Annotated in this window: 13 protein-coding genes and 1 pseudogene; 9 read left to right on the top strand and 5 right to left on the bottom strand. The window is 55.0% G+C overall.

Going from position 1 to position 15,288, the window contains the following annotated elements; all coding sequences use genetic code 11:
• Positions 1 to 13 precede the first annotated feature (13 nt).
• Positions 14 to 1,345: a relaxase/mobilization nuclease domain-containing protein gene (locus JCM17844_RS08115; RefSeq protein ID WP_150000496.1), complete on the bottom strand. Its 1,332-nt coding sequence runs from the start codon at positions 1,343 to 1,345 to the stop codon at positions 14 to 16.
• A complete protein-coding gene (locus tag JCM17844_RS08110; RefSeq protein WP_150000495.1) occupies positions 1,284 to 1,895 on the bottom strand; it encodes a hypothetical protein in 612 nt (203 codons plus the stop codon). Before JCM17844_RS08110 ends, JCM17844_RS08115 begins: the two co-directional genes overlap by 62 nt.
• A gap of 429 nt (positions 1,896 to 2,324) precedes the next feature.
• On the opposite strand from JCM17844_RS08110, the gene JCM17844_RS08105 reads away from it, so the two are divergent.
• The 5 genes from JCM17844_RS08105 to JCM17844_RS08085 all read left to right on the top strand — a co-directional run bounded on the left by JCM17844_RS08105 (position 2,325) and on the right by JCM17844_RS08085 (position 9,779).
• On the top strand, positions 2,325 to 3,461 hold the full coding sequence (locus JCM17844_RS08105) for a GNAT family N-acetyltransferase (RefSeq protein ID WP_150000494.1): 1,137 nt from the start codon (positions 2,325 to 2,327) through the stop codon (positions 3,459 to 3,461).
• Positions 3,462 to 3,688: 227 nt separating this feature from the next.
• The gene (flgK, locus tag JCM17844_RS08100) at positions 3,689 to 5,803 is read left to right on the top strand and encodes a flagellar hook-associated protein FlgK (RefSeq protein ID WP_150000493.1); all 2,115 of its coding nucleotides are present in this window, start codon (positions 3,689 to 3,691) and stop codon (positions 5,801 to 5,803) included.
• A gap of 11 nt (positions 5,804 to 5,814) precedes the next feature.
• Entirely contained in the window at positions 5,815 to 6,738 is a 924-nt protein-coding gene (locus JCM17844_RS08095) for a flagellin N-terminal helical domain-containing protein (RefSeq protein WP_150000492.1), read from the top strand.
• A gap of 145 nt (positions 6,739 to 6,883) precedes the next feature.
• The gene (locus JCM17844_RS08090) at positions 6,884 to 7,999 is read left to right on the top strand and encodes a DUF2336 domain-containing protein (RefSeq protein ID WP_150000491.1); all 1,116 of its coding nucleotides are present in this window, start codon (positions 6,884 to 6,886) and stop codon (positions 7,997 to 7,999) included.
• Positions 7,989 to 9,779: a sensor histidine kinase gene (locus tag JCM17844_RS08085; protein ID WP_210431638.1), complete on the top strand. Its 1,791-nt coding sequence runs from the start codon at positions 7,989 to 7,991 to the stop codon at positions 9,777 to 9,779. Before JCM17844_RS08090 ends, JCM17844_RS08085 begins: the two co-directional genes overlap by 11 nt.
• A gap of 54 nt (positions 9,780 to 9,833) precedes the next feature.
• On the opposite strand, the gene JCM17844_RS08080 is transcribed toward JCM17844_RS08085, so the two are convergent.
• Positions 9,834 to 10,604: an NAD kinase gene (locus JCM17844_RS08080; protein ID WP_150000489.1), complete on the bottom strand. Its 771-nt coding sequence runs from the start codon at positions 10,602 to 10,604 to the stop codon at positions 9,834 to 9,836.
• An 84-nt stretch (positions 10,605 to 10,688) separates the two neighbouring features.
• A complete protein-coding gene (gene moaA, locus JCM17844_RS08075; protein WP_235898955.1) occupies positions 10,689 to 11,720 on the bottom strand; it encodes a GTP 3',8-cyclase MoaA in 1,032 nt (343 codons plus the stop codon).
• A 165-nt stretch (positions 11,721 to 11,885) separates the two neighbouring features.
• Here moaA and JCM17844_RS08070 point away from each other — a divergent pair, with 165 nt between their 5' ends.
• The 4 genes and pseudogenes from JCM17844_RS08070 (at position 11,886) to JCM17844_RS14850 (ending at position 15,035) form a co-directional block, all read left to right on the top strand.
• Positions 11,886 to 12,668, top strand: a complete 783-nt coding sequence (locus JCM17844_RS08070; protein ID WP_150000488.1) for a class II aldolase/adducin family protein — start codon at positions 11,886 to 11,888, stop codon at positions 12,666 to 12,668.
• A gap of 41 nt (positions 12,669 to 12,709) precedes the next feature.
• Positions 12,710 to 13,528 carry a xanthine dehydrogenase family protein molybdopterin-binding subunit gene (locus JCM17844_RS14860; RefSeq protein WP_210431637.1) on the top strand — a complete coding sequence of 273 codons (819 nt, stop codon included), beginning with the start codon at positions 12,710 to 12,712 and terminating at the stop codon, positions 13,526 to 13,528.
• Positions 13,471 to 13,842 (top strand): annotated as a pseudogene (locus JCM17844_RS16590) (molybdopterin cofactor-binding domain-containing protein); the annotation flags it as partial. The gene JCM17844_RS14860 and the pseudogene JCM17844_RS16590, both read left to right, overlap by 58 nt.
• A 143-nt stretch (positions 13,843 to 13,985) precedes the next feature.
• Positions 13,986 to 15,035, top strand: coding sequence for a xanthine dehydrogenase family protein molybdopterin-binding subunit (locus JCM17844_RS14850; RefSeq protein WP_235898954.1), 1,050 nt, complete (start codon positions 13,986 to 13,988; stop codon positions 15,033 to 15,035).
• A gap of 2 nt (positions 15,036 to 15,037) precedes the next feature.
• Here the strand turns inward: JCM17844_RS14850 and JCM17844_RS08060 are convergent, their stop codons facing one another.
• The gene (locus tag JCM17844_RS08060) at positions 15,038 to 15,256 is read right to left on the bottom strand and encodes a DUF6898 family protein (RefSeq protein ID WP_150000487.1); all 219 of its coding nucleotides are present in this window, start codon (positions 15,254 to 15,256) and stop codon (positions 15,038 to 15,040) included.
• Between the last annotated feature and the right edge of the window lie 32 nt (positions 15,257 to 15,288).

The following is a 15,288-nucleotide window of genomic DNA, read 5'->3' as shown; positions in this document are numbered from 1 at the left end:
TGGTTCCTTGTCTCTAAGGTTCGAGTGTGCGGTCACGAGAGCGACCAGATGATTTCGAGCGAGGATTGCGTGAGCGGTTTGGCTTGGCTTTCTCCAAAGCCGCCCGCGTCTGTGCCGATGGTTTTTCGAGCGCGTCTGAAAGCGCGCGGGTTTTCGCGAGATCGCGGTGAAGAAGCGCCAGCTCGCCGGAATGGCGTTGCCGCTCATTTCGGATTTCTGCTTGCAGGGCGCGTCGTTCGGCCAGTTGCCTGTTCACTAGGTCCTGGCGCTCTTTGGCATCACGCTCGCGCTTGAAGGTGACTTCAGCCTCATTGCGTTTCCGCACGGCGCTATGCTTGCCGCGCAGCCAATCCCAAACGCCTTTCAGTCCTTTGGAGAACCTTTCCTGGCGAGCCTTAGATTCTTGTGTCCACCGATCGGCCTGGTGCTGATCGAGGGCAGCACGCTCGGCTTTGTGGTCGGCGCGCATGGTGCGCGTTTTTGCGCGGATCGGCTTGAGACGCTCTGCGCTTTCCTTATCCAGCGTCTCGATATGACGCTTTAGCACTTTCTCCATCAAGTCAGTGACCCGCGCCTTGGTCTCAGCGACTGAGGGCAGTTGTGCTGGATCACCAAGGCGCTCTTTGACGGCCTTGGTTTTCTGGCTGGTCATACGCGGAACGGCATAAACCTCGCCTTGGTAATCGACGGCGACAAAACCGCGACGATCACCTTGCGCCAGATAATAGCCACGCTCCTCAAGCTGACGCTTGAAGGCCGGACCGTCTTTCGCACCATTCCAGCACTCCTGAAATGTTGCTTTGATATCGACAGCGCTTTTTCCGGCGCGGCGGGCTTGTTGCCATTCGGCCAGCGTGAAGTTCAGCGGCGAGCGATCTTTCCCGCGTTTGTACCCGTCAGGCAGGTTCCAGCCATGCTCAAGAAAGAGCCCGCGCGAAATCTCATTCAGCTTACGCTTGAAATGCGGAAGGTTGATCGCCCGCATATTTTCCGTGTCGATACGGCTCCAAACCGCATGGGCGTGACGGCGACCATCTTTTTCATGGAAGACCAGCGCCATCGGTTGACGCTCAAGGCCCATCTCAACTTCTATGCGGCGTGCTGCCAGCTCGAAGACTTCGGGTCGTACATTTTCTGTCTCAGGCGGTGAAAGGCTGACCGAGAAGAAGTGCTGTTTACATTTGGTCCCTTTGGCTGCTGCTTCGACTTCCAGAAATGCGCCGTGCAGATCACCCGATACGAAGCCGCGAACCTCGTGCAGTTCGACATGCTCGTTATCGCGTTCATTCATTAGGTGAGCCGCAAGCTTGCGACCACCACCGCGCTGTGAGGCTTTGATGATCATGGCTGTGGTGCCTCATCGGGGCATGCACAGCCTTCGAGGCTCGCAGCACGGCTGAAAGCAGATGAGCAGCTTTCGCAAACATCTGTCGATTTGTCGGTTTCCCGTATCCCAAGCGCGGCAAGCAGAAAGCTCCGCATGACCCGGATATCGTCACAGGCCCGGCGAAGTGCTTTGTCGGTTTCATCGCCAAGCGGCAGAGCACCAACGCGAGCAGCATCCGCCAATTCATCCAGATTCTGGGCAATGCGGGATGAGCCAGCATTCCGAGCAGTTGCGCCAGGGCTTTTTGATCTTTGACAGGGTTTAGCCCGCGCGCCTGTTTGACAGGCGTGTCAGGATCAAACAATCGAGCCTTGATGTAGGCGGAAATCGATTGACGACCGGCATCCTCGATAAGCTTTTGCTTCTCGTCAAAGCTCAAGCGAAGTGAGAAAGGCGCAGGGCGCTTTTTGGCCTGCTTTTTAGATTTCGACTGTGTGGAGCCGGAGCTTTGCGCCGATCCCCGAGAATTGCCGCCAATAGAACCCCATTTGGGAGTTAGCCCGTCCATGACCCGCTCCCATATGTTTCAACCGGCTCTTCGCCGTCGGAATTGGCTGAATCCGCAGTTTTCTGCGATGCAGCACCATCCAGTTGAAATGGAAGCTCTTCAGGATTTTCGTAAAGGGAGCAGGAAGTTAGCTGTGCATTCCAGTCAGCGAGAACTTCGAACAATTGGTTCGAAGTTTCTCCGCTTAGGTGCACCACTTTTCCTGTATTTCCATTCCGTTTTTCCCGAACTCATCAAGTTGATCACTTGAGGCGCGGATGTGCAGGACAGCACATGTCTCCCCGAAAATAATTCAAAATAACGATCACTATTCTCACTTTTTTGTAAAATAAAACTGGACCGAATGCGGGTTGACTGTGCACAGTTTGGGATCGGCGCTGTGTGACTTTGTTAACGCAGTGTTTTTGCCTGACGGGAGTGTTTTCATTCGTGACGATCGAGATTCGTAAGCATCTGCCCGGTGAGGCGATGGAGCCGTTTTTATCTTTTCCCAACCAGCTATATCGGGGTGACGCGGGGTGGACGCCTCCTTTGAAAACGGAAATCCGCAAAAGCCTTTCCCCCAAACATAATCCGTTTTTCAAACATGCCGATGTCATGTTTTTCACAGCATGGTCCGGCGACAGGATGGTGGGGCGATGCTCGGCACAGGTGTGTCATGAGCATCTGAAAAAACACGATGACAGAACCGGCTTTTTCGGCTGTTTCGATGTGGTGGATAGCAAGGAAGTGGCTACAGCCTTGCTGGATGCGGCGAAAGAGTGGGTTGCCAGCAAAGGTATGACCCGGTTGCGGGGGCCGTTTTCTTTAGGGGTGAACGAAGAAATTGGCGTGATGATAGAGGGTTTTGATGCCCCGTCCATGATGTTGACGCCTTATCACCGTCCCTATCTTTCGGGCCTGCTTCACTCTGCCGGCTTTGAAAAGGTGAAGGAAATCATCAGCTGGCGGTATCAATGTGGCAATCTACCCGCGCGGGCGCAAAAAGCCTATGATCTGACCGTGAAATTGCCTGAGGTGCGCATTCGCCGGATCAATAAAAGCCGCCTTGATGAAGAAATGGCCGTGGTCCGTAGCGTGTTCAATGATGCATGGCGCGACAATTGGGGCTATGTGCCCTGGACCGATGCGGAATTCGCCAAAGCGGTTGAAGAATTCCGCTTCATCCTTGATCCCCGATTGGCACTGATTGCAGAGATTGATGGCGAGCCTGTCGGTATTGCCATTTGTATTCCCAATCTGAATGAAGTGATCCGCGATTTTGATGGGCGGCTTGGGCCGGTCAATCTGTTGAAGCTGCTTTGGCGCATCAAGGTGCGGTCGCCCAATAGTGCGAAATTGCCATTGATGGGAATGCGTAAGGCGGTGCAGAAAAAACGCCGCTATGCGGGGCTGGCCACCGCCATGTGCGTTGGTATTTCCCATGGTCTTGACGAGATGGGGATCGATTGGGTGGAGCTTGGCTGGACATTGGAAGACAATCATCCTGTCAATGCCGTTATCACCCGTATGGGTGCCATTCCGTTCAAGCGGCATCGGATCGTGGAAGCCGCCATCACCGGCTGATCTCTCCCAACCCGTTCTTTCTCTCTTTGTGCTATTGTTTGGCACGAAGATTGCTTGTGTCTGTGCGAAGAAATGCAGTCGCAAAGGCCATGAGCTATGAGATCAGAGCCATATATCAAGGATGACAAGGCGCTTCGCTTCCTGTTCAGGGCGCGCGTTCATTGCCATGTCTGGCCACATTTGTCCGGCAAAATCTGCCCATTGGCGGACCTGCGGAGGGCTGGATCATGTCTTTAGGAGGTATTCTTTCCACATCCTTGAGCGGCCTGTTCACCAGCCAGGAGGCGCTGCGTGTCACCGGGACCAATATCGCCAATGTGAACACCCCGGGCTATGCCCGCGAGCGGGTGAATGTGGCGGCAGATGTGCAAAATGATCGCACCATCGGTGTGAAAGTGGAAACCATCGAGCGGGTGGTCAATCGCTTTTTGGAAGGGGCGATTCTGGAAGCGCGCTCGGACAGTGCACGGGCCGAAGCGATCAACAGCTTGCATGACCGATTGCAAGCCTCTTTAGGGCCGCCCGATTCCGAAAGCAATCTGGCCGGGCGCATGAACACGGTGTTTGCCGCCCTTGCGGATCTGACTTTGGCTCCGGCGGATGGCGTGGCCCGACAGCAGTTTTTGTCGGACTTTGAAAGCTATGCCAACGAGTTGTCACGGGTGGCCGATACGGTGCAGGATTTGCGTAATAGCGCCAGCATAGAAATTGAATCCCGAATTGGCGGGATCAATGATGCCATCCGCCAAATTCATGATTTGAATGAAAAGATTAACCAGCAAACCACCACAGGCGGACAAACCGGCGGTCTGGAAAATGAACGGCAGGCCGCGCTGGAATTCCTGGCCAGCAATATCGATATCCGGGTGACAGAGAACAGTGACGGCACGGTGAATGTGTCCACCTTGTCCGGCACGCAGCTTGTCACGCGGGCGGGGTTTTTCAATCTCGCTTATAGCAGCCCCGGCGGGGTAAGCGCGGCAACCGAGTTTCCTCCCATAACCTTGCAATTGGTGGATTTGCAGTCGGACCAGTTGAAAGGCCCGCAACGCCCGATTGATGGCGATATTCGCGGCGGGGCTTTGCGCGGTTTGCTGGATATGCGCGATAAAGACCTTGTGGATCTTTCGGTATCCTTGGGGGAATTGGCAGCGCGGGTTGGCGATGAAATGAATGCGGTGCATAATCTGAATAGTGCCGTTCCAGCGCCGAACAGTCTGACGGGCTCCACCACAGCTTTTGCGGCAACGGATCCTCATAATTTCACCGGAACCACAAGCTTTTCCATTCTGGACGCCAATAACAGGGTTGTGGCGACCACCACATATGATTTCGACGCCAATCCCGCAGACAGCTTTGCCGATATGGTGACGGCGGTGAATGCAGGTCTGGGCGGGGCGGGCACTCTGAGCTTTGTCGATGGAAAGATGAGCATCAGCGCTACCAATGCCGCCAATGGTGTGGCCATTTCCGAAGATCCGGCCAATAGCAGCGATCGGGCCGGGCGATCATTTTCGCATTTCTTTGGCATGAATGATCTGGTGACAGGACGGTCGTCTGGCCTGTTTGAAACCGGTGTGAAAGCAACCGATGCCCATGGTTTCGGGGCCGGAGAAACCGTGGAGTTCGTGGTTCGTGATGCCTTGGGGAAAGAGCTTCGTACGGTCACGCTGGATACCACGGGAAATCCCACTTATGGCGATCTCGTCACTGCGCTGGATGCGGATCTGAGCGGCTTGTTTTCTGTTTCTCTGGATGCCAATGGCAAGTTGATCACCACCTCTACCGGCCCACAAAAGGGCATGGTGCTGACGGTGAAGAATGACACCACCAATGCCAATGGCAGCGGCATAGGTTTTGGCCAATTGTTCGGTGTTGGTGCCCGTTATCGGGCTGAAGCCGCCGTTGATTTCGGGCTGGATCAGGATTTGGGCAGCAATGCCCAAACGCTGGCAACGGCGCGGGTCGATCTGTCGGGCGGGATTGGTTCGGTTGCCCTGTCCGTTGGCGATCAAAGTGGGGCACTGGCCTTGCAAGACCGGGGCAGTGCGGTGATTTCCATGTCGGCAGCCGGTGGTTTGTCGGCGCAGCGGCGTACCCTTGCGGGCCTTAATGGCGCGGTTTTAGGCAGCTTTGGAGATTTGGCAAATCGTGCCAGCGCCGCTGCCGATGATACGCGCTCTTTGGAAGTGGAGCTGGACCAACGCAAACAGGGCGTGTCCGGCGTCAATATTGATGAGGAACTGGCAAATCTGGTGATTTACCAGAATTCCTATAATGCGGCGGCGCGGATTTTGTCGTCGGTACAAGAGTTATACGACACGCTTCTCAACGCGGTTTAGGACGAAACATCATGACGCGCATTTCAAGTTTTGGCCAATCTTCCTTGTTGTTGCAAAATACCATGCGCAATCAAGAGCGCCTGTTTACGGTCCAGCAACAGATTTCTACGGGCAAGAAGGCCAATGATTTTCAAAGTCTTGGCCCGGATATCCAGCAGGCATTGAGCGCCAGACAGGCGCGTTCGAGTGTGGAATCCTTTCGCAGCACGGTGCAAAATGTCCAGCGCAGTGTGGATGTTTATGATGCGCAGCTTACCTCTATTGTGGATGCCGCACGGGAGCTGCAAAGCACGCTGGTTTCTACGGTGGGCCAAGGGGATGCCCAAGGGTTTACCCCGTTTATCGAGCAGACATTCGGTTTGGTCAGCTCGGCTTTGAATACCAAATTGAACGGCTCCTATATCTTTGGCGGCGCAAAAACGGATCAATCGCCATTGACCGTAACCAATCTCTCGGATCTTGTTCCCCTAGTCAGTCCGCAAGATGCCTTTGCCAATGATGGCGCAAAGAAACAGGCTCTGGTTGCAGAAGGTGTGACACTGGAATTTGGCCAGGTGGCGGATGATGTGGCACTGGAATTGATGGCCAGCTTCAAACGGATTGCCGAATTCAATGCCGGTCCGGACGGGCCGCTTGATGGGCAACTGACAGCGGCGCAGGAGGATTTCCTGATTCGGGAAATGGCGCAAATCGATCAGGCCGTGGATCAAGCGCAATCGGCGCAAACACGCAATGGCCTTGTGGCAGGACGGTTGGCAACGGTGGATGAACAACATGCCGATGCCGAAGTGTTCTTCGAGCAATTTGTTTCGGATGTGGAAGATGTGAACCTGGCCGAAGCCATCACGCGCTTGAATCAAGATCAGGTGGCGCTGGAAGCGTCTTTTCAGGCCATCGGTACTTTATCGCGGCTAAGTTTGTTGAACTTCTTGTGATAAGCATCTGCAATCTCTTTGATAATTAAACCTTTATTAATTCCCCAAGCGCAGGCTAATCTTGCTAAGTCTGGATAAATAATAATCTGGGGGGCATCCAGCGGGGGCATAATGGCTTTAGGTGGGTGTTATAAACAAGCTGCAGATGGGTGACCGTATTCACGAACTGGTTTTGCTTGCCCGCGAAAAGACGGCGCAGGCCCGTCGCCAGTTATTTGAAAATATGACCGACCTGTTCCTCTCCGAGGAAGGCAGGCTGAGCGAGCACGAGCGCGCTTTGATGTCGGACATCATGGTCAAACTGGTGCGGACCGTAGAAAAGAGCCTGCGTCAGGAATTGGCAGACTTTTTTGCCAAAACCGATGTGGATCTGCCCGATGTGGTGCGCCTTCTTGCCAATGATGAAATCGAAGTCGCCCGGCCTTTATTGGAAAAAAGCAAGCTGTTGCATGATGCCGATCTGATCGAGGTCGTTCGGATGCGTACCGATGAGCATCGATTGGTGATCGCCTTGCGTGATGAGGTGAGCGAAGACGTGGCCAATGCCTTGGTGGAATATGGCAATGGGGATGTGATCGAGGCTTTGTTGCGCAATGCGGATGCCAGCCTGTCGCAGCGTGCCATGGAATATCTGGTGGCGGAATCCCGCCGGGTGGATCGCTTTCAAGAGCCATTGCTCAATCGGGAAGATTTGCCTTCGGAACTGGCTTACCGCATGTATTGGTGGGTGGCAGCGGCGCTGCGCAAGAAAATTGTCAGCGATTTCGATGTGGACCCATTGGTGGTCGATAATGCCATGCGGCAAGCATCACGCGGCTTGATCGCCCAGCAAAAAACATCGGAAGGCGCGTATCTCAAGGCGCAAAGGCTGGTGCACCGCCTGTCTGAAACCGGCGATCTGACGGTAGAATTTCTTTTGGGCTGCCTGCGCCAGAAGCGGATTGCGGTTTTTGTGGCGGGCCTTGCGGAATTGGGCTGTGTGGATTTCCGGACCGCATGGCGTATTTTCAATGATACGGGCGGTGAAAGCCTTGCCATTCTGGCCAAGGCCATTGGCATGGAACGCGCCCAGTTTACCTCGGTATATTTGCTGATCAGTCAGGCACGGGAAGGGGCGAAGGCGCGCGGCCCCGGGGCTTTGAAGGGTATTCTCGATCTATTCGATCGGGTGTCGAGCGTGAATGCGCGTGGGGCGCTGCAATATTGGCAAAGGGACAACGCCTATCAGATGGCGTTGGAGGAATTGCGTCATGTCGGATGAAAAGCAATCAGTCCAGTCTTCGGGGCACGCTTTCGGGCGGGCGGATCTATCCGCATGGGCACGTCATATGCGCGGCAATAACGGACAGGCCCAAGCGCATGCACAGGTTCAACAAATGGCTCCGGCTCAAATCGCCGTGGCTGTGCCAGCACCCAGAGATGAAGATCGCAGCGCGCGCACACAGCCCCGTCCCGACACCCCTTTTGTTGCCGCCAATGACAGTTTGAAAGCCTTACAAGGGCGTGTGATCGTTGATGAAACCATGCCTTTTTATCTGGTGAGCATTGAGGGGGTGTTCAGCGATAGCAATGCGGCTTATGTCGATCTGGTTTCTCGTTGCGATGATCGGTTGCCCGGTCCGGGGAAGGCGCAAACGGGCGGATTTGTTCCGGCGGCGCATCAAGCCGTGGTCGAACAGGTGATCCAGACGGGCTATCCTGTTCTTACGGAGGAATGGCTGTCTTTTGATGGTCGGCCATGTTGCTGGCGTGGGCGGCATTTCCCCGTGCGGGATGAGGATGGAAATAGCATTGCCGTTGCGGGCAGCTATACCGATGTTACCGCAGAAATCAGTGTGCGCCGGGATGCTGTTTTGGCGCGGCGGCGGTTTAACGATTTTGCCCGGGCCACATCGGATTGGTTTTGGGAAACCGACCGAGAGGGGCGCTTGACCCTCTTGTCAGAACGATTTGCCGCCAGTGCCGGTTTTCCGGCTGCGCTGTTTTATGACCGTCCTCTTATCGAACTTGGCCATGCGGAATGCGATCCTGAACTGACGAAGCGGCTTTGCGATGCCATGGCATCGCGGAAAGCCTTTCGCGGAGTGGATATTGAAATCGAGGCGGCGGACGGGACCATTCGCCGGTGCAGCTTGTCCGGTGTGCCGATTTTTGAGCCGGAAAGCGGTGCCTTTATGGGATTCCGCGGCGCCGGGATGGACGTTACCGAAGCCCATGCAGAAACCATGCGCGCCAGCTTGATGCAGCGCAATCTGGAGGAAACTCTGGAAGAATTGATCCGCAAAAATCTTGAACTGGATATTGCATCGGTGCAGGCGGAAAGTGCTTTGCGCGCCAAGAATGAATTTCTTGCGGCCATGAGCCATGAATTGCGGACGCCCTTGAATGCGATCATCGGTTTTGCGGAAAGCATGGATATGGCCATGTTTGGCGAAATTAACGATCATTATCGCAGCTATAGCCGTGATATCAGCGGGGCCGGTCGGCATTTGCTGAGTTTGATCAACGATGTTCTGGATGTGGCTGTTTTGGAAAGCGATGGGGTAACCATTCATCCGGAACGCCTGTCCTTGAAGGACCAGCTTGATCAAGCGGTCAGCCTTGTGGAAATGCGGGCCAAAGATCGCAATGTGGACATTTCCGGCTTGCGATTGACGGAGGATGTGGTGGTCATGGCCGATGACCGTCGCACAACGCAGATTTTGCTGAACTTGATGACCAATGCCATCAAATTCACTCCCGAAGGCGGCAAGGTCGGGGCCGAACTCGGAATCGTGGAGGATATGGCCGCATTGACCATTTGGGATACCGGGATTGGTATTCCTGCACATATGCAGAAAAAGGTGTTCGAAAAATTCCAACAGGTGACCGACACTATTTATAGCCGCAAAAGCGAGGGGGCAGGGCTTGGCCTGCATATCAGCCAGGAATTGGCCCGTTTGATGGGTGGCGACCTGTCTTTGGTGTCCGCAGATGGCAAGGGGTCAAAATTCACCGTGATGCTGCCCTTGGCCAAGGACGAAGAGAACGAGCGCGGATAAGCGTCAAGCATCAAGCGCCAAGTGGATGGCGCGTGCTTTACGGTGACGGCTTCCTTAATGAACGAATTGTTCCAGCAAGATACGCTCGGCCAGATTATGCTCTTGGTCGAACAATAATGTCATGCTGATAGAGCGATCTTCTTCTATTTCCACCGCGCGAATATCGCGCACTTCATGAAAATCCGCCGTTGCGGATACGGGCCGTTTGCGGTTTTCCAGAATCGTGAACATGATCCGGGAATCGCTGGGTAACAGAGCCCCCCTCCAGCGGCGCGGACGAAAGGCGCTGATGGGGGTGAGCGCCAATAAATCGCTGCCAATAGGCAAAATGGGGCCGTGGGCCGAAAGATTATAGGCGGTGCTGCCTGCCGCTGTGGCCACTAAAATGCCATCGCAGACCAGTTCATCCATCCGCATTTTCCCGTCGATGGTGATGCGTAATTTGGCGGCTTGCCGTGTTTCGCGGAGCAAGGCCACTTCATTGAAAGCCAGATATTCCTTCACATCCCCTTCTGGCCCAAAGGCGCGCATACGCAGGGGATGCAGGGTAAAGCTATCAGCCTGTGCCAGCCGGTCCGGCAGATTGGCGGTGGAAAACTGGTTCATCAAGAACCCCACCGTGCCCCGGTTCATGCCGAAAATCGGAAGTGGGCGATGGATGGATTTGTGCAGGGTTTGTTGCATGAATCCATCGCCGCCCAAAGCCACGATCACATCGGCATCATCGGGCGCAATATTGCCATAGAGTGCCTTCAGTTCATCCGACGAGGCTTGAGCTTCGGGGCTGTCGCTGGCAATGAAGGCAATGCGTGCTGAGGTGCTCATAAGCTCTGTTCGATCATTAAAGTGGCCCACATCTTAACCAGAGCGCCCAAGGCAAGTGCAAGCATTGTCGCTAGATATGGGGAATTATCCACCGGTTACGCTCATATGGCGGGCGACAGCGGGGGCGCGTGTGGCCCCGTCGATGATGAAATCATGGCGCTTAGGCTTGCGTTTGATGGCTTGGTCTATGGCGGCGTGCAGATCGGCATTGTTGCTGCTTTGCCGCAGCACTGTGCGCAGATCCGCCTTATCTTCCTGCCCCAGACACATAAACAAGGTGCCGGTGCATGTCAGGCGTACGCGGTTGCAGCCTTCACAGAAATTCTGGGTAAGAGGCGTGATGAATCCCAACCGGCCACCGGTTTCGCGGACACGCACATAGCGCGCCGGACCACCGGTGCGGTGGGGAATGTCTTCCAATGTCCAACGGGTTTCAAGATCGGCCTTCACAAGGCTCAAAGGCAAAAAGCGGTCGGTGCGGTTCTCGTCGATCTCGCCTAGCGGCATGGTTTCGATCAAGGTGAGATCAAAACCGCGTTCTCCGCAAAACCGGATCATCTCGTCAAAGGCCTGATCGTTGATCCCGCGCAGGGCCACCGCATTGATTTTAACGGAAAGGCCCGCCTCATGGGCTGCTTTCAAGCCTTCCAGAACTTGCGCCAGCCGTCCGCGTCGGGTGATTTTCGCGAACATGGCATCATCAAGGGTGTCCAAAGACACATTGATCCGCCGCACACCCGCCTCATAAAGCCCGACGGCATAGGTTTTTAGCTGGCTGCCATTGGTGGTGAGTGTCAATTCATCCAACGCCCCAGAGGCCAGATGGCGGCCCAGCCTTTGGAACAGATGCAGAATGTCTTTGCGCACCAGAGGTTCGCCGCCGGTGATACGGAGCTTCCGCACGCCGCGCTCAATGAAGGCCGAGCATACACGATCCAGCTCTTCAAGGCTGAGGACCTCGGATTTCGGCAGAAATTGCATCTGTTCCGCCATGCAATAGACACAGCGGAAATCGCACCGGTCGGTGACCGAAACCCGCAAATAGCTGATATGTCGACCGAATGGATCGACCAGTGGGGTCTTTTCCATGATGGTCTGTGCGAAATCGTCTGGCATATGGATCCTCGATTGCGGGCGCGTTGTTCGCCCGCCCTTAAGGTCGCCTTCCGTGGCGTGGGTTTCAAGTCCTGTTTTTCTGTTCGGGCCTTAAGCGGGGGGTTTATTTTCCGACCAAAGAGCGCGATGCTGGGCACAGGATTTCAAGCTGTCAAAGGTAGGGCCATGACTGTTCAATCACATCCGGCAAATGACCAAGGCACAACGCTGCGTGAAAAAGTGGGCGAGGTGGAATGGCAGGCCCGTGTGGATTTGGCCGCCGCTTATCGTCTTGTGGCGCATTTTGGTTGGGATGAATTGATCTTCACGCATCTGACCTTACGCATTCCGGGGCCGGAACATCATTTTCTGATCAATCCTTTGGGGCTGTTTTTTGAAGAAATCACCGCTTCTTCTTTGGTGAAGGTGGGTCTGGATGGCCAGAAGGTGATCGAAAGCCCTTATGCAGTAAATCCTGCAGGATTCACCATCCATTCCGCCATCCATCAGGGGTGTGAGGATGCCAAGGCCGTGTTGCATGTGCATACGGTGGCTGGAACGGCTGTGGCCAGCCAGCGCGACGGGCTTTTGCCACTAACGCAAGATGCGCTGACCCAATGGGGCGATATTGCCTATCATGATTATGAAGGGCTGGCGCTGGAAGAGGGCGAAAAAGCGCGGCTGGTGGCGGATATGGGAATGGCCCATTCGATGATCTTGCGTAATCATGGGCTTTTGACCATCGGCGAAACGATTGGCGAGGCCTTTTTGCGGCTGTTCTTTTTACAGCGGGCTTGTGAAATGCAGATTGCAGCGCAATCCGGTGGGGCGCCCTTGATCATGCTTGATGATGCGATGGGTCAGCGGGTATTCGCACAGGCGAATTCAGGCTTTGAAAAGCCCGCAGCGCTCAACTGGGCGGCCCTGCTCAGGAAAGCGGATCGGCTGGACCCTACCTATAAATCTTGAGCGTACTGCTTTTGCTGTTTTGATATGTGTTTGGAGGATTTATGCGGAAATTCGGAATCGGGCAGTCTATGCGCCGGGTGGAAGACCAACGTTTTCTGACCGGAAAGGGCTGTTATACGGATGATCTGCGCTTTGAAGGCCAGCTTCATGCGGCGTTTTTACGTGCGCCTTTGGCTCATGGGAAAATCCTTTCCATCAACACGGACGAGGCCAGCGCTCTTGATGGCGTGCGACTGGTTCTTACGCATAAAGACATCACGGCGGCCAATATCCCGAAGGTGCCGTGCCTTGCGCCTTTGCCCGGCATCAAACAAAAAGACCGTCCCATCCTTGCGGAGGATTTTGTGCGCTATGTGGGGGAGCCGGTGGCCATGGTGGTGGCCGACAGCTTTGCCGTTGCGCGGGAAGCGGTCGATTTGATCGAGGTGGATTATGATCCGCTGGATGCTGTGGCTGATTGTGCAAAAGCCATTGAAGCTGATGCGCCGCAACTGTTCGAGGAAGTGCCGGAAAATCGTAGCTTTGAATGGCAAACCGGCGATGAAGCTGCGGTTGATGCCGCCTTCAAAACGGCGGCCCATATTTCGTGCATCACGATACGAAACAACCGGGTGGCCCCCACATCCATGGAACCACGCGCCATCAATGCACGCTATGATGCCGATACCGGCCTTGAAGTGCATTTGGGAACACAAGGCGTGGCCGGTCTGTTGGATGGCTTTTCCAAATTGCTGGGCATGGATGCGCAAAAAATCCGTGTGCTTACCCCCGATGTGGGTGGCGGATTTGGCATGAAAGCTTTATGTTTTCAGAATATGTGGCTGTTTTGCTGGCGGCACGGACATTGTCACAGCCGGTGAAATGGACATGCGATCGCTCGGAAGCGTTCTTGTCCGATACCCATGGTCGGGATCTTTTGTCCACCGCTCATATGGCGTTTGATGCGCACGGCCATATCCTTGGTTACCGTATCGAGACACTGGCCAATATGGGCGCTTATCTGTCTAATTTCGCGCCGGCCATTGCCACCATGGCACCCATGCAAGTGGTGCCGGGGCCGTATCGTATTCCGGTTCTTCATCAAAAGGTTACCGGCGTTTATACCAATACCGCGCCCATCGATGCCTATCGCGGGGCCGGGCGGCCTGAAGCGGCCTATTTGCTGGAACGGTTGATCCATCAAGGGGCGCAGGATTTGGGGCTGACCCAAGACGAGATCCGCCGGCGCAATTTTATCAGCAGCAAGGAAATGCCCTATAAAAACGCCACCGGGGCTGTTTATGACAGTGGGGATTTCGCACGGAATATGGCGGATGCATGGCGCGGGCCGAATGGGACGATTTTCCAAAAAGGCGCAAGGCTTCCCAAGAGCGCGGGCTTCTGCGCGGCATTGGCATGGCATATTATGTGGAATGTACATTGGGCGACCCGAAGGAAGAAATCGATGTGCGGTTTACGGATACGGGCCGTGTGACCATCAGCGTTGGCACGCAATCCAACGGGCAGGGGCATGAAACGGCTTATGCGCAGGTCTTTGGCGATAAGCTGGGCATTGATCCTCATCTGATCGACATCAAACAAGGCGATACGGCGGATAAGAATACGGGAGGCGGCACCGGCGGTTCACGGTCCTTGCAGATGATCGGCAATGCTTGCGTTGCCGCATCGGACGCGGTGATCGAACGCGGACGGGAACTGATGGCACATATGTTCGATGCCGCACTTGACGATATTCGCTTTGATGCAGGGTTTTTTGAGCTAAGCGGCACCAACAGGCGCTTGTCGGTGCTGGATCTGGCGGCAGATGTGGCAAAGGCCGATAAGGAAAATTGGCCCCAGACCCTGCAACGCGGCCTTGATTTGTCTGCCAGCTATACCAAGCCTGCATCGACATTCCCCAATGGCTGCCATATATGCGAGGTGGAACTGGACCCGCAAACCGGCGTGGTGCGGGTGGATCGCTATAGCGTGGTGGATGATTTCGGTGTGGTGATCAATCCCATGCTGGTGGAGGGCCAGGTGCAGGGCGGCGTGGTGCAGGGCATTGGCCAGGCTTTGGGTGAAGATGTGGTCTATGATGAAACGGCGCAGCTTTTAAGCGGCAGTTTCATGGATTATGCCATGCCAAAGGCGGGCGATATGCCCAATATCGATTTTTCCTATAATGAAATCCCGTGCAAAACCAATCCGTTGGGGTTGAAGGGCTGCGGCGAAGCGGGAACCATTGGCGCTTGCCCGTCCACCATGATTGCCATCATGGATGCTTTACAGCCCTTGGGGGTGACGCAATTGGATATGCCTGCAACCCCTTATGCCGTGTGGCAGGCGATCGAGAAGGCGAAAGCCGTCGCGCAGCAGGTGGCATAAGATCAAACGATGATGCCGGGGCGGTTATCCTGATCAGCCGCTTCGGACTTGTTCAGAATATAGACCAGCTTGCGGGCTGCCAGGTCCGTCAGTTCCTGACGCGAGGCATTGGGATCGCCAATGATGGTGGCTTCAGTTCCGGTTTCCGGATCAACGGCGGTCACTTTCAAATGCCCGCCTGTCTGGATGAATTCAACAATATAACCCTGATTTTTCGTCATAGGCTGTTTGGTCCATCAAGGGCGGGTTTCCC

Source organism: Iodidimonas gelatinilytica (assembly GCF_008579125.1).
Classification (GTDB): Bacteria; Pseudomonadota; Alphaproteobacteria; order Sphingomonadales; family Rhodothalassiaceae; genus Iodidimonas; species Iodidimonas muriae.
The sequence above is the reverse complement of the archived record's forward strand: the minus strand, read 5'-3'. Positions and strand labels throughout refer to the sequence as shown.